This is a genomic window from Streptomyces sp. NPDC002698, assembly GCF_042888945.1.
GTDB lineage: Bacteria > Actinomycetota > Actinomycetes > Streptomycetales > Streptomycetaceae > Streptomyces.
Genome location: NZ_JBIAQM010000019.1, coordinates 1 through 13,870, shown reverse-complemented (window position 1 = coordinate 13,870; position 13,870 = coordinate 1). Strand labels below are relative to the sequence as shown.

Sequence of the window (13,870 nt, the reverse complement as noted above, 5' to 3'; positions counted from 1 at the left end):
GGCCGCATCCGGGCCTCACGGACCGTGTGCTTCCGTGAAGTGGTGACGGCCGACGACTGCTTGCTTCGATGGCCCCTCCGTTACGGCTTCCAGCCCGGGTCACGGCCGCTGAGGCCGATCACGCGGTCGAGGAGCGGGGCGTCGTCGGGTACCGGGACGACGGGGCCGAAGATGCCTCCGACGCGGGTCGGGTCGCCGGCCACGCCGGCGAGGAACTGCCGCGCCACCTGAAGGGCGGTGGTGTCGGGTGCGTACTCCTGGCCGGTGGCCCGCGCGAGGTCCCAGCCGTGCACCACCAGTTCGTCGGCGGCGACGGCCGCCGCGACCTCGGCCGGGAGCGTCACCCCGCCCGCCCGGGTCGTGCCGGTCCAGGCGGCCGGATCCCGCCAGGCGTCGGCGAGTTCGTCGAGCGCCTTCGGCAGGGCCTCACGCCAGCCCGGTTCGATGTCGGGCACGGCTGCGGTCGGGCTGGTGTCGGTCGTCGGACCCAGGTCCTTGCGCCCGGCGTCGCGGAAGGCGACGGCCAGTCCGGTCAGATGCCCGAGCAGGTTGCGCACCGCGTACTTCGGACAGGGGGTCACCCCGTCGAGCTGTGCGTCCGTGACACCCGCCGCGAGGCGCGCCACGACGAGGGCCTGCGGGCCGAAGTCGAAGGTCTGGCCGGTCATCCGATTCTCCTCAGAACGCGTATCCATTGCCGTATCCGTTGTCGTATCCGATGCGGGGACACCGTGGGCGAGCCCGCGGGGCACTCCCGTGGGGCCCGCGGCCGAGCCCGTCGGTGCACTCCCGCGAGGGCCCGCGGGACCGGCGCCTCGGGGCACTCCTGTGAGCGGAGAGCCCCGGGCAAGCCCGTAGGGCCGTCCCCGTGGGGTAGACCCCGCCCGCACCGGAAAGTCATCGGTACCCCGGCCGGGGATTCCCGCACCGGAGCCGTCGACCCCCGGCCGGGTTCCCGCACCGGACTCATCGGCCCCTGGACGGGGATTCCGGTGCGGGAGCCGTCGCCCCCCGGCCGGGGATTCCCGTACCGGAGCCATCGACCCCGGACCGGGGTTCCCGCACCGGAGTCGTCGCCCCCGGCCCGAGGTCCCGTACCGGCCGGCCGGACGGCCCAACACCGGGCCGCCCGCTCCTCCGTATGCAGCAGCGGCGCAGGCGAGCCGATCACCCTGGACCGAAGCTGGGCGTGCCCCGGCCCCCGCCCGACCCGGGAGGGGGCGCGCCCGGCCCCGACTCGGGAGAACCCATGCCTCTGCCTCGCCGCCTCCGGCCGCGTCCGTCCCTCGGCGTCCTGCTGGCCGCCGCCTGTCTGACCGGTGCCGTGTCCGGACCGGCCGACGCCGGTTCCGGCTCCGCGGACCGTGACCACGACCGCGCTCTGCGGAAGCAGCTCGAAGAGCTGGTGCACAGCCCCGGCGGCCCGCCCGGTGTCATCGCCGTCCTGCGCCGCGAGGGCGAGTCCCGCATCGTGCGCGCCGGAGTCGCCGACCTCGACAGCGGACGTCCGATCCGGGCGGACGACCACACGCGGATCGCGAGTACGGCGAAGGCCTTCAGCGGCGCCGTGGCACTGCGCCTGGTGGACCGGCGCGCGCTGTCCCTCGACGACACCATCGGCCGCCGGCTCCCGTCACTGCCCCGGCAGTGGCGCTCCGTGACGCTGCGCCAGCTCCTGAACCACACCAGCGGGCTGCCCGACTACACGCGGTCCCCCGAGTTCCTCGAGATCCTCACCGCCGATCCGCGCCACCACTTCGACTCGCGCCGGCTGCTCGACTACGTGGCCGACGAACCGCTGCTGTTCCGGCCGGGCTCGAAGTACCAGTACTCGAACTCGGACAACATCGCGGTCGCGCTGATGGCCGAGGCGGTCACGGGCCGGCCCTACGAGCAGTTGCTGCGGGACCTCGTCTACCGGCCGCTCGGCCTGCGCGACACGAGCCTCCCCCAGGGCTACGAGATGCCCGAGCCGTACATGCACGGTTACGACGTCACGCCGCCGAATCCCCCCGAGGACGTCAGCGAGGCGCTCAGCGCGTCGGGCGTGTGGGCGTCGGGCGGGATCATCTCCACCCCGGCGGACCTGACCCGCTTCATCCGCGGGTACGCGGGCGGGGCCCTGATCTCCAAGGCCACCCTGCGCGAGCAGCGCCGATGGATCGACGGGGCCTCGGAGCCCGCGGGCCCCGGTGCGAACAAGGCGGGAGCGGCGATCTTCCGTTACTCCACCCGCTGCGGAGTGGTCCTCGGCCACACCGGCAACTTCCCCGGCTACACCCAGTTGATCGCCGCCACACCGGACGGGCGGCGGTCACTGACCTTCTCGCTCACCACCCAGGTGAACAAGACGAACAAGCCCGAGCTGCTGGAGCGGCTGCGCGCGGTCGAGGAGAGTTTCGTCTGTGCGCTGCTGAAGGACTGACGGAGTCCCCCGTGGGCGCCCGGACCGCGCCGGGCGCCCACCGAACGCCGAACGCCGGACGCCGGACGCCGCCCACGGAGCGTTCACCTTCATCCCATTGCAATACGCGGAACGAGAGGCGTTGCATTGAAATCAGAATCATTGCAATGAAATCTCGGCATCTACCTGCAGTAACAACAGCATTGCGCAACAAGCATGTTGCCCGATCCTCGAATGCAACGTAGCGTTTCCAATGTCAGAAACACAGGGAACGCACTCGAAGCAGACCATGGAGAGCATCATGCAGAAGTTCGACACCCCCGCCCCCGTCTCGGCCGTCCTCGACATCCCCGCGGGACGCATCCGGTTCATCGCCGCCGACCGCGCCGACACCACGGTCGAGGTCCGGCCTGCGGACGCCTCCAAGGGCCGCGACGTGAAGGCGGCGGAACAGACCGAGGTCTCCTACGCCGACGGCGTCCTGCGCGTCGAGATCCCCGAGGCGAGGAACCGGAGCATCGGCTCTTCCGGGTCCGTCGAGGTGACCGTGCAGCTTCCGGCCGGCTCCCGCGTCGAGGCGAAGGCGGCCGCCGCCGAGTTCCGCGGCGTGGGACGCCTCGGCGAGGTCACCTTCGAGGGCGGTCACCGCTCGGTCGAGCTCGACGAGGCCGACAGCGTCCGCCTGACCGGCCTCGACGCCGACATCACCGTCGGCCGCCTGAACGGCCCCGCCGAGATCAGCACCCAGAAGGGCGACCTGAAGATCACCGAGGCCGCCCGCGGAACGCTCACGCTGAGCACCCAGAAGGGGAACATCACCGTCGGCGCCGCTCCCGGCGTCTCCGCGGCCCTGGACGCCGGCACCACCTTCGGCCGGGTCAGCAACACGCTCAAGAACGCCGACGCGACTCCCGGCCTGACCATCCACGCGACCACCGCCCACGGCGACATCACCGCCCGCACGGTGACGGACTGAGGTCACGGCCCGCTCCGCCCTCCCCGCCCCCTTCACCCCGTCCGGGGCGCAGGGGGCGGAGTGGGTGCGGCCCCCACGAGAGCGCGGAGAACGAGACCCCTCTAGTCGTCCAGCCCCGCCAGCGCCTCCCGCACCGCCTCCAGATCGGCGTCCGAGGCCAACCCCGCGTGATAGAGGCGCAGTTCCGTCGCGCCGAGCTCGGCCGCGCGGGCCGCGTCGGCCGCCAAGCCGTCCGGCCGGCCCCCCATCCCGGACACCACGGTGAAGTTGGCGGCCAGGACCCTTCCCCGCGCGCCCGCCCGCACCGCCTCCGCGAACGGCGTCAGCAGTCCCGCTCCCCCGGTGCACGGCACGACCACGCCGTCGGCCACGGACAGGATGTGCCCGGGGTCCACCCCGGCGTTGGCCCCGCAGTGGAAGGAGACGGGGTCGGCGTGCAGCAGCACCTGGAACCCGGCCGGCGCGGCGGAACGGACCGCCGCGACCGTCTCCTCCTGGAGCGAGCGGGCCACCTGGTCGCGCCACACACGGGTGGCCGCCGCCGTCCCCGCCCCGAGCAGCTTCTCCACTCCGGCCCAGCCCCCGCCGGACGGCTCCCCCCGCCACACCGGCTCCAGCGCCCCGCGCACGAAGGACGCCAGCTCCTCGGCGTCCAGGCCCTGTCGGCCGTACCCGTCCGCGCACGCGGCGCAGAAGCAGAGGGACATCAGATACTGCCCGGCGTCCCCGAGCGGCACCCCGCCGGTCTTGTCGTGGGCGTGCAGATGGGCGAGCCCGTACCAGCCGAGCGACTCCAGCTCCGTGCCCGCCGCACCGGGCCGGACCGCCGCCTCCGCCGCGAGGCCGGCCAGGTAGGCGCGGGTGGCGGGCTGGGCGACGCAGGGGGCCCAGGGATAGCGGTCCCCATAGGCGTTGACGACCGAGGTGGCCGGATGTTCCTCCCCCATACGGGAGTTGTGCGCGAGCACGACCCAGGTGTGGACGTCGAGCCCCGCCCCGGCGAGCGCTGCGGCGGCCTCCCCGTACGCGTCACCGGGCGCCCAGTCGCCGGCCGGGTACGGGCGAAGGGCCCGGCCTCGCCATCGTGCCTCGTCCACCGGGTGGAGCACGGCGGCGTGCGAGGCCGTGACGATCCGGTGCCGGGGATGGCGGGGCGTCAGCGCACGCGTGGAGTGGTAGGCGGAGGCGAGGGTCACCTGGCGGACGCCGAGAGCGGCCGTTCTGGCGGCGGCTTCCGGGTCCCCGTTGACGTCCCAGGGATACAGGAACGCGGACGTCCTCACATGTCCTCCTCGATGAGCGCGTACCCGCGGTCGATGAGCTGCGCGAGCTGCTTGACATGGTCCTCGGCCGGTTCGTGCAGCGGGGGCCGGACCTCGCCGACGTCCAGTCCGCGCAGCCGGACCCCCGCCTTGACGAGGGCGACCGCGTAGCCGCGTCCCCGCGCCCGCAGGTCGACGAAGGGCAGGTAGAAGCCGTCCAGCAGCCGGTTCACCGTCGTGTCGTCCCCGGCGTTCAGGGCCCGGTGGAAGGCCAGCGCGATCTCGGGGGCGAAGCAGAAGACCGCCGAGGAGTAGAGCGTGATGCCCAGTCCCCGGTAGGCGAGCCCGGTCAGTTCGGCCGTGGGCAGGCCGTTGAAGTAGAGGAAGTCACCCGGTGTCCCGCTCCGCACGGCACTGACGATGCGCTGCATCAGGTCCAGGTCGCCGAGCCCGTCCTTGAAACCGATGATCCCCTCGGTGCGGGCGAGTTCGACCACGCTCGCGGGGGTGAAGACGGCGTTGTCGCGCTGGTAGACGATGACGTCCAGGGAGGTGGCGGCGGCGATCTCCCGGTAGTGCCGGAGCAGCCCTTCCTGCCCGGCCTTCACGAGATACGGCGGCATGGCGAGCAGTCCGTCGGCCCCGGCGGCCTCCGCGAGGCGCGCGTAGCGCACGGCGAGGGCGGTCCCGTACCCGGCGCCCGCGATCACCGGGACGCGCCCCCCGGTCGCCTCCACCGCGGCCCGTACGCACGTCTCGAACTCCTCGGGCACGAGCGCGTGGAACTCGCCGGTGCCGCAGCACGCGAAGACCGCCGCCGCGCCGGCCTCGACGCCACGCCGCACATGCTCCCGGTAGACGCCGGGATCGACGGCGCCGTCGGGGCCGTACGCGGTGACGGGGAAGAAGAGCGGCCCGCTGGGGATGCTCAGCCGAGCGGCAAGAGGGGCTGACGTCACGGACTCTCCCTAAAAAAGGTGCCCACCGAGTGCATGTTTCTGATCCACGTCCATATCTCTGAACTCGCCCACGCTAAGCCGCCACCTCGGGGCCGGTCAAGCACGCAAACCCGCAAGACGAAGGCGGATTTCACCCCTCCGCGCGACACTTGACGCGGCACGTCACCCCTCTTAGCGTGTCCATGGATATGAATGCCATACACGCATACGGCTGACGAGTAGAGCCCCCGCCGACCGTCCCGGCACCCGGCCCCGGCACACCGTCCCGCACGGAGGAGATCCCTCATGCCCGCTCCCCGCACCGTTCTGCTCACCGGCGCCGCCGGCGGACTCGGCACCCTGATGCGGGGGCTGCTGCCGGAGTACGGCTACGAACTGCGCCTGCTCGACATGCTCCCGGTCGAGGGCGAACCGGAGGCGATCACGGCGGACCTGGCCGACCGGGCGGCGCTGCGCGAGGCGGTGCGGGGCGTCGACGCGGTCATCCACCTCGCGGGCATCTCCCTGGAAGCCTCCTTCGACAAGATCCTCAAGGCGAACATCGAGGGGACCTACAACCTGTACGAGGCGGCGCGTGAGGAGGGCGTACGCCGTGTCGTCTCCGCCTCCTCCAACCACGCGGTGGGCTTCACCCCCCGCCCGCAGGGCGACGACCCCCTGATCCCGGTCGGCACCCCGCGCCGCCCCGACACCTTCTACGGGCTCTCCAAGTCGTTCGGCGAGGACCTGGCCCAGTTCTACTGGGACAAGCACGGCCTGGAGACCGTCTCGGTGCGCATCGGATCCTGCTTCGCGGAGCCGTCCAGTGTGCGCATGCTCTCGGTGTGGATGAGCCCCGAGGACGGCGCCCGCCTCTTCCACGCGGCCCTGACCGCGAAGGACGTGGGACACACGGTCGTCTACGGCTCGTCCGCCAACACCCGCCTGTGGTGGGACCTTTCGACGGCACGGGCCCTCGGCTACGAACCGCGCGACGACTCCGAGCCGTACGCCGAGAAGCTCATCGCCGAACAGGGGGAGCTCGACCCCGACAACCCGGACCACGCCCACCTGGGCGGGCACTTCACGACACACCCGCCGATCTGGCCGTACTGACGCGGCCCAGGCGGTGTGTGCCGGGCGGACAACGGAGCCGCCCGGCACAGGGGGCGGGCGGACGGCGGAAGCCCCCGGGGCAGGGGCGGGCGGGCACCGAACGGGCCCGCCCGCTCCCGTGTCCGGGCACGGCCCCTGCCCGATTCTCCTTCCCCACCCGCTCCGCCCCAGGTCCGCCGCGGGCGGCCACGGCGCCGAACGGGCACAGCCGGGCAGCATCGGGCCCGTAACAGGCCTGTTCAGTGGCGGACACCCGCTGTAGAACTTCCCTCAAGGACCCACCGGGTCCGAACGGGCAGTGCGCGACGGAGCGCGAGGAAGCGGGTGACGGCGATGACGGCCATGACGGCGGAAGAACGGCAGCGCGAGATCGTCCGGGCCGCGCGCCGCACCGGCTCGGTCGACGTCACCGAACTCGCCGGCGAACTGGGCGTCGCCAAGGAGACCGTACGGCGGGATCTGCGCACCCTGGAGGACCACGGGCTGGTGCGCCGCACCCACGGTGGCGCCTACCCCGTGGAGAGCGCGGGTTTCGAGACGACGCTCGCCTTCCGCACGACGAGCCATGTGCCCGAGAAGCGCCGGATCGCCGCGGCGGCGGCCGAGCTGGCCCGGGACGCCGAGACCGTCTTCGTCGACGAGGGGTTCACCCCGCAGCTCATCGCCGAAGCACTGCCCAGGGACCGGCCGTTGACGGTCGTGACCGCGTCCCTCGCCACGGCCGGGGCGCTCGCCGAGGCCGACAGCACGAGCGTCCTGCTGCTCGGCGGCCGGGTCCGCCCCGGCACCCTCGCGACCGTCGACCACTGGACGACGAAGATGCTCGCCGGCTTCGTCATCGACCTGGCGTTCATCGGCGCCAACGGCATCTCCCGCGAACACGGCCTCACCACCCCCGACCCGGCGGTCAGCGAGGTCAAGGCACAGGCGATCAGGGCTTCGCGGCGCACGGTCTTCGCCGGCGTGCACACCAAGTTCGGCGCGGTCAGCTTCTGCCGGTTCGCCGGCATCGGCGCCCTGGAGACGATCGTCACGAGCACCCTGCTCCCCGCCTCCGAGGCGCACCGCTACTCGCTGCTGGGCCCCCAGGTCATCCGCGTCTGACTCCCGGCCCACTCCCCCAGCCACCCCGTGTGAACACCCGACTCACCCCTCCGGGGCACCCCCATGCCCCGCGCCGCCCCCTGTCTCCCCATTCCTCCAGGAGTGATCCATGCGAACCCCGAGCCGACGGAGGCCGCGCGCGCTGCTCGCCGCGGCCGCCGCAGGGACGCTGCTCACCCCGCTCCTCTCCGGCTGCTGGACCGGAGCGGGCGGGACGGGCTCCGGCGGGAACTCCGTCAACGTCCTGATGGTCAACAACCCGCAGATGGTCGAGCTGCAGAAGCTCACCAGGGCCCACTTCACCCGGGAGACCGGCATCGAGGTGAACTTCACCGTCCTGCCGGAGAACGACGTCCGCGACAAGATCAGCCAGGACTTCGCCAACCAGGCGGGCCAGTACGACGTCGCCACGCTGTCCAACTACGAGATACCGATCTACGCCCGCAACGGCTGGCTGCACGAGATGGACTCGTACGTGCGCGAGGACAGCGCGTACGACGAGCGGGACATCCTGAAACCCATGCGGCAGTCGCTGACCGCCGCCGACGGAAAGCTCTACGGACAGCCGTTCTACGGCGAGTCGTCGTTCCTGATGTACCGCAAGGACGTGTTCGCCGCGAAGGGCTTGAGGATGCCCGCGCACCCCACCTGGCAGCAGGTCGCCGCCCTCGCGGCGAAGGCGGACGGCGCCGAGTCCGGCATGAAGGGCATCTGCCTGCGCGGACTGCCCGGCTGGGGCGAGGTCATGGCCCCGCTCACCACCGTGGTCAACACCTTCGGCGGCACCTGGTTCGACAAGGACTGGAAAGCGCGCCTGGACTCCCCCGAGTTCGAGAAGGCCACCAGGTTCTACGTGAACCTCGTACGCGAGCACGGCGAGTCCGGCGCCGCCCAGTCCGGCTTCGCCGAGTGCCTCAACAACATGACCCAGGGCAAGACCGCCATGTGGTACGACGCCACCTCCGCCGCGGGACTGCTGGAGGCCAAGGACTCCCCGGTCAGGGGCAAGCTCGGCTACGCCCCGGCCCCCGTCGAGAAGACCGGGTCGTCCGGCTGGCTCTACACCTGGGCCTGGGGACTCCAGAAGGCCTCGCACAACCCGGACAAGGCCTGGAAGTTCATCTCCTGGGCCTCCGGCAAGGGATACGAGCAGCTGGTCGGGGACACCGCCGGCTGGTCGAACGTCCCCGCGGGCAAGCGCGCCTCGACGTACACGAACGCCGCCTACGTCGAAGAGGCCGCGGCCTTCCAGGACATGACCCGCGCGGCCATCGAGGGCGCCCGCCCTCGTGACCCCGGCGTCCAGCCGCGCCCCGCGCCCGGCATCCAGTTCGTCGGCATCCCCGAGTTCACCGACCTCGGCACCAAGGTCTCGCAGGAGATCAGCGCGGCCATCGCCGGACGCCAGTCCGTCGGCTCGGCGCTGGACAAGTCCCAGAAACTCGCCGAGAAGATCTCCAAGGAGTACCAGGGCCGATGACCGCCACGACAACGGCCCGCGTGGCCGCCCCACCCGTACGCACCCACGGACGACCGTCGGCCCGGCTGCGCGCCTGGGCCCGGCGCGGACCGCTGCTCCCGGCCCTGATCTTCATGATCGCGGTGACCCAACTGCCCTTCGTGGCCACGCTGGTGATCTCGTTCTTCGACTGGAACGCCCTCTACCCGAAGGCCCGCCGCTTCACCGGCTTCGGCAACTACACGGACGTGCTGACCGACGCCGACCTGCGGCACTCCGTCGGGACGACGATCCTGCTGACCGTCACCGTCGTCCTGGTCGGCCTCGTCCTGGGGCTGGTCCTGGCCCTGCTCCTCGACCGCAGGTTCCGGGGGCGCGGCATCGTCCGCACCCTGCTGATCGCACCGTTCCTGGTGGTCCCGGTCGCCGCCGCCCTGCTGTGGAAACACGTGCTCTTCAACCCCGAATACGGCCTGCTGAACGGCCTGTTGCACTACGCCGGCGGCCCGCAGCCCGACTGGATCTCGGACACCCCGCTGCTCGCGGTCGAGGCGTCCCTGGTCTGGCAGTGGACACCGTTCATGATGCTGATCCTGCTCGCCGGCCTGCAGAGCCGCGACCAGCAGCAGATCGAGGCGGCGCGCGTGGACGGCGCGAACGACTGGCAGGTCTTCCGTCACCTCACCCTCCCCCACCTGCGCCGCTACCTCGAACTGGGCGCCCTGCTGGGCTCGATCCACATCGTCCAGAACTTCGACGCGGTCTTCACGCTCACCTCCGGGGGCCTGGGCACCGCCAACCTGCCCTACACCGTGTACCAGAGCTTCTACCAGGCCCACGAGAACGGCCTCGCCTCCGCCGCGGGCGTCCTGGTGGTCATCGGCTCCATCGTCATCGCGACCTTCGCCCTGCGCGTGGTGTCGTCCCTGTTCCGCGAGGAGGGATCCCGCTGATGAGCGCCACCGCGACACCCGCACGTCCCCGCCGCACCAGGGGCGCCGGTCCGGGCCTGGCGGCCTGGGCACTCGGCGTCGTGTTCTTCCTGCCGATCGCCTGGATGGCCCTGACGTCCTTCCACTCCGAACCGGACGCGGCGAAGAACCCGCCCGCCTTCGGCGCGGCCCTGACCCTCGACGGCTACCGGGAGTTCTTCGGCACCGGCGGCGGCGCGAGCCCCTGGCCCGCGCTGATCAACTCCACCGTGGCGTCGGTGGCTTCCACCCTCCTCGTCCTGCTGCTGGCCCTCCCGGCGGCGTACGCGCTCTCGGTCCGCCCGGTGAAGAAGTGGACGGACGTCCTGTTCTTCTTCCTGTCGACGAAGATGCTGCCGGTCGTGGCGGGCCTCCTGCCGGTCTACCTCTTCGCCAGGAACGCCGGCCTGCTCGACAACATCTGGCTGCTGGTCGTCCTCTACACCTCGATGAACCTGCCGATCGCGGTGTGGATGATGCAGTCGTTCCTCGCCGAGGTGCCGGTCGCGGTGATCGAGGCCGCGCAGATCGACGGCGCCCGGCTGCCGACGGTCCTGACCCGCGTCGTCGCCCCCATAGCCCTCCCCGGCATCGCGGCGACCGCCCTGATCTGCTTCATCTTCAGCTGGAACGAACTGCTCTTCGCCCGGGTGCTCACGGGTGTGGTCGCCGAGACCGCCCCCGTCTTCCTGACCGGATTCATCACCAGCCAGGGACTGTTCCTGGCGAAGGTGTGCGCCGCGTCGCTCGTCGTCTCCCTGCCGGTGCTCGCCGCGGGGTTCGCCGCCCAGGACAAGCTGGTCCAGGGCCTGTCGCTGGGAGCCGTGAAATGAAGGCCGCAGTCATCGAGTCCGTGGGCCGCGCCGTCGTCGCCGAGGTCCCGGACCCGGCGCCGGGCCCCCGCGAGGTCGTGGTCGAGGTCGCCGCCTGCGGCCTGTGCGGCACCGATCTGCACATCCTCCAGGGCGAGTTCGCGCCGAAGCTGCCGATCGTGCCGGGCCACGAGTTCGCGGGCGAGGTGGTCGGCGTCGGCACCCGGGTCACGGAGCTCGCGGTCGGCGACCGGGTGGCCGTCGACCCGTCCCTGTACTGCCACGAGTGCCGTTACTGCCGTACGGGCCACAACAACCTCTGCGAGCGGTGGGCCGCGATCGGCGTGACCACCGCGGGCGGCGCCGCCCAGTACGCGACCGCCCCCGTCGCCAACTGCGTGAAGCTCCCCGAGCACGTCGCCACCCAGGACGCGGCCCTGATCGAACCGCTCTCCTGCGCCGTCCGCGGCTACGACGTCCTGCGGTCCCGGCTCGGCGCCCACGTCCTGGTCTACGGCTCCGGAACGATGGGCCTGATGATGCTGGAGCTCGCCAAGCGCACCGGCGCGGCGAGCGTGGACGTCGTCGACGTGAACCCCGACCGGCTGGCCACCGCCCGGCTGCTCGGCGTCTCCGCGTCCGCGTCGAACGCCGACGAGCTGGACCGCCCCCAGGGCTGGGACGTGGTCGTCGACGCGACCGGAAACGCGGCGGCGATCCAGGACGGCCTGGACCGGGTGGCGAAGGCGGGCACCTTCCTCCAGTTCGGCGTGGCCGACTACGCCACCCGGGTCACCATCGACCCGTACCGCGTCTACAACCAGGAGATCACCATCACCGGCTCGATGGCCGTCCTGCACAGCTTCGAACGCGCCGCGGAACTCTTCGCCGCGGGCGTCCTGGACCCGTCGGTCCTCATCAGCGACCGCCTTCCCCTGACGAGCTACCCCGAGGCACTGGAACGGTTCGCGTCGGGCGTGGGACGCAAGATCGTCGTCGTGCCTGAGCAGTGCCCCGGGAAGTGGTGAAGCAGCGCCCTGGGACATCACGTGGCCGGAGCCCTCCGACCACTCCGCTTCCGACGCGCGGAGCCCGCGCGGACACCGCTGACCGTTCGGGCCGAGGCATCCCTTCCCCCGCCGCCATGCGACCAGGACCGACAAAGCCCCGCGTCACCCATCAGAGGGACAGCAGATCCATCTCTGCGCTCGACCGTCTCACCGAAGGAGTGATGCGGTACCGCACGGGCGTCGTCCGCGACCGGGGCTCCACCCAGACCTCCGAGGACTTCCCTCACACGCCCACCAGGAGCGAGCCCGAGTGCCGGGGGGGCGAAGGAGGACATGGCCCCGCAACTCACTCCTTGGGTAAGGGAACGGTAAAGCGCCTCCGCTCGTTACCCCAGGCATGACAGCTATGACCCCCGGCTCGAACATCCCTCTCCCCGTCTCCCGCGTGACGGTGGACGTCACCGCCCCGGTGCGGCTCGACGTGTCGAGCCTGCTGCTCACCGCCGACGGCAAGGTGCGCTCCGACGAGGACTTCATCTTCTACAACCAGCCCACCGGCCCCGGCGTGACCTACCGCTCCGGCGGCGGCACGGCGCCGGACGCGATCACGGTCGACACCACCGCGGTCCCCCCGGGCATCGAGAAGATCGTCGTCACCGCGAGCCCCGACGCCGCGGGCCAGTCGTTCCAGGGCATCGAACCCACCGCGACGATCCGCAACGCGGACGACAACACGGTCCTGGCCACCTTCACCCCTCCCCAGCTGGGCACCGAGACGGCCCTCGTGATCGTCGAGGTCTACCTCCGCAACGGCGCCTGGAAGGCCCGCGCGGTCGGCCAGGGCTACGCGAACGGCCTGGCGGGCATCGCCACCGACTTCGGCGTGAGCGTGGAGGAACCCGCCCCGGCCGCGCAGCCCGCCCCCGCGGCGCAGCCGCCGGCCCCGGCCGCGGACCCCCGCCTCGCCGCTCCCCGGCCCTCGGCCGCTCCCCCGGTCCCGCCCATGCCCCCCGCGCCTCCGGCCACCGGCAAGATCAACCTCGACAAGGGCCGGGTCAGCCTCCAGAAGAACCAGACGGTGTCCCTGGTCAAGGGCGGCGCCCCGCTCCTCTCCAAGGTCCAGATGGGCCTCGGCTGGGAGCCCGCCTTCCGCGGCAAGGACATCGACCTGGACGCCTCGGTCATCGCGTACGGCCCGCAGCGCAACCACATCGACAGCTGCTACTTCGGCAAGCTCTCGATCGTGAACGGCGCGATCAAGCACTCCGGCGACAACCTCACGGGCGAGGGCGGCGGGGACGACGAGGTGATCACCGTCGACCTCGGCCGTCTCCCCCAAGAGGTCACCGGCCTGGTCTTCACGGTCAACTCCTTCTCCGGCCAGAAGTTCACCGAGGTGGCCAAGGCCTACTGCCGCCTCATCGACGCCGCCAGCGGCGAGGAGCTCGTCCGCTTCGACCTCACCAACGCCGAGGCCCAGACGGGCGTCATGATGGCCAAGCTGATCAAGCAGTTCTCCGGCGAGTGGGACATGACGGCCATGGGCAACTTCGTCAAGTCCCGCACGGTCCGCGGCATGGTGAAGCCGGCAGCAGAGTCCCTCTGACACCCGGGCCGCACCACCCGAAGCCGGGCCGGAAGCCACCCGAACCCACAGCCCGGCCACGACGCACCCGCAGCCGGGAACGCGCGGGAGGGGCCGTGCCGGTACATCGATGCCCGTCGCCTGAGACCGCCGCCACCACGAATCACCCGCACCCGGCGACGCGCGGGAGGGGCCGTGCCGGTACATCGATGCCCGTCGCCTGAGACCGCCGC

General features: G+C 71.7%; 12 protein-coding genes. 9 read left to right on the top strand and 3 right to left on the bottom strand.

Translation table 11 applies throughout. The annotated features are described in order from the left end of the window. Positions 1-80 precede the first annotated feature (80 nt). Positions 81-668: a TIGR03086 family metal-binding protein gene (locus tag ACFYW9_RS24935; protein WP_389154366.1), complete on the bottom strand. Its 588-nt coding sequence runs from the start codon at positions 666-668 to the stop codon at positions 81-83. 581 nt (positions 669-1,249) lie between these two features. On the opposite strand from ACFYW9_RS24935, the gene ACFYW9_RS24930 reads away from it, so the two are divergent. After that, complete coding sequence (locus ACFYW9_RS24930) at positions 1,250-2,425, top strand: serine hydrolase domain-containing protein (protein WP_389154363.1); 1,176 nt, start codon at positions 1,250-1,252, stop codon at positions 2,423-2,425. A gap of 280 nt (positions 2,426-2,705) precedes the next feature. Beyond that, on the top strand, positions 2,706-3,380 hold the full coding sequence (locus ACFYW9_RS24925) for a DUF4097 family beta strand repeat-containing protein (protein WP_351874488.1): 675 nt from the start codon (positions 2,706-2,708) through the stop codon (positions 3,378-3,380). A 101-nt stretch (positions 3,381-3,481) separates the two neighbouring features. On the opposite strand, the gene ACFYW9_RS24920 is transcribed toward ACFYW9_RS24925, so the two are convergent. Together ACFYW9_RS24920 and ACFYW9_RS24915 are read right to left on the bottom strand one after the other, a co-directional pair. Continuing rightward, entirely contained in the window at positions 3,482-4,663 is a 1,182-nt protein-coding gene (locus tag ACFYW9_RS24920) for a hypothetical protein (protein WP_389154359.1), read from the bottom strand. Then, complete coding sequence (locus ACFYW9_RS24915) at positions 4,660-5,601, bottom strand: 5-dehydro-4-deoxyglucarate dehydratase (RefSeq protein WP_389154356.1); 942 nt, start codon at positions 5,599-5,601, stop codon at positions 4,660-4,662. Before ACFYW9_RS24915 ends, ACFYW9_RS24920 begins: the two co-directional genes overlap by 4 nt. Positions 5,602-5,886: 285 nt before the next feature. Between ACFYW9_RS24915 and ACFYW9_RS24910 the strand changes: the two genes are divergently transcribed. The 7 genes from ACFYW9_RS24910 (at position 5,887) to ACFYW9_RS24880 (ending at position 13,658) form a co-directional block, all read left to right on the top strand. Continuing rightward, a complete protein-coding gene (locus tag ACFYW9_RS24910) occupies positions 5,887-6,696 on the top strand; it encodes an NAD-dependent epimerase/dehydratase family protein (protein ID WP_389154353.1) in 810 nt (269 codons plus the stop codon). A 333-nt stretch (positions 6,697-7,029) separates the two neighbouring features. Next, positions 7,030-7,800, top strand: a complete 771-nt coding sequence (locus ACFYW9_RS24905; RefSeq protein ID WP_389154349.1) for a DeoR/GlpR family DNA-binding transcription regulator — start codon at positions 7,030-7,032, stop codon at positions 7,798-7,800. 109 nt (positions 7,801-7,909) lie between these two features. Continuing rightward, positions 7,910-9,280 carry an ABC transporter substrate-binding protein gene (locus tag ACFYW9_RS24900; protein WP_389154346.1) on the top strand — a complete coding sequence of 457 codons (1,371 nt, stop codon included), beginning with the start codon at positions 7,910-7,912 and terminating at the stop codon, positions 9,278-9,280. After that, entirely contained in the window at positions 9,277-10,212 is a 936-nt protein-coding gene (locus tag ACFYW9_RS24895; protein WP_389154343.1) for a carbohydrate ABC transporter permease, read from the top strand. Before ACFYW9_RS24900 ends, ACFYW9_RS24895 begins: the two co-directional genes overlap by 4 nt. Then, positions 10,212-11,063, top strand: coding sequence for a carbohydrate ABC transporter permease (locus ACFYW9_RS24890; protein ID WP_389154340.1), 852 nt, complete (start codon positions 10,212-10,214; stop codon positions 11,061-11,063). Before ACFYW9_RS24895 ends, ACFYW9_RS24890 begins: the two co-directional genes overlap by 1 nt. Then, a complete protein-coding gene (locus ACFYW9_RS24885) occupies positions 11,060-12,070 on the top strand; it encodes a zinc-dependent alcohol dehydrogenase family protein (RefSeq protein ID WP_389154337.1) in 1,011 nt (336 codons plus the stop codon). The genes ACFYW9_RS24890 and ACFYW9_RS24885 overlap by 4 nt, the downstream gene beginning before the upstream one ends. 388 nt (positions 12,071-12,458) lie before the next feature. Continuing rightward, the gene (locus ACFYW9_RS24880) at positions 12,459-13,658 is read left to right on the top strand and encodes a TerD family protein (RefSeq protein ID WP_389154648.1); all 1,200 of its coding nucleotides are present in this window, start codon (positions 12,459-12,461) and stop codon (positions 13,656-13,658) included. The last annotated feature ends 212 nt before the right edge of the window (positions 13,659-13,870 follow it).

Bases quoted from the DNA above. Each gene is read 5' to 3' on its own strand.
- ACFYW9_RS24935 (WP_389154366.1), bottom strand. From the start codon at position 668: ATGACCGGCCAGACCTTCGACTTCGGCCCGCAGGCCCTCGTCGTGGCG.
- ACFYW9_RS24925 (WP_351874488.1), top strand. From the start codon at position 2,706: ATGCAGAAGTTCGACACCCCCGCCCCCGTCTCGGCCGTCCTCGACATC.
- ACFYW9_RS24885 (WP_389154337.1), top strand. From the start codon at position 11,060: ATGAAGGCCGCAGTCATCGAGTCCGTGGGCCGCGCCGTCGTCGCCGAG.
- ACFYW9_RS24880 (WP_389154648.1), top strand. From the start codon at position 12,459: ATGACCCCCGGCTCGAACATCCCTCTCCCCGTCTCCCGCGTGACGGTG.
- ACFYW9_RS24930 (WP_389154363.1), top strand. From the start codon at position 1,250: ATGCCTCTGCCTCGCCGCCTCCGGCCGCGTCCGTCCCTCGGCGTCCTG.
- ACFYW9_RS24900 (WP_389154346.1), top strand. From the start codon at position 7,910: ATGCGAACCCCGAGCCGACGGAGGCCGCGCGCGCTGCTCGCCGCGGCC.
- ACFYW9_RS24905 (WP_389154349.1), top strand. From the start codon at position 7,030: ATGACGGCCATGACGGCGGAAGAACGGCAGCGCGAGATCGTCCGGGCC.
- ACFYW9_RS24895 (WP_389154343.1), top strand. From the start codon at position 9,277: ATGACCGCCACGACAACGGCCCGCGTGGCCGCCCCACCCGTACGCACC.
- ACFYW9_RS24890 (WP_389154340.1), top strand. From the start codon at position 10,212: ATGAGCGCCACCGCGACACCCGCACGTCCCCGCCGCACCAGGGGCGCC.
- ACFYW9_RS24910 (WP_389154353.1), top strand. From the start codon at position 5,887: ATGCCCGCTCCCCGCACCGTTCTGCTCACCGGCGCCGCCGGCGGACTC.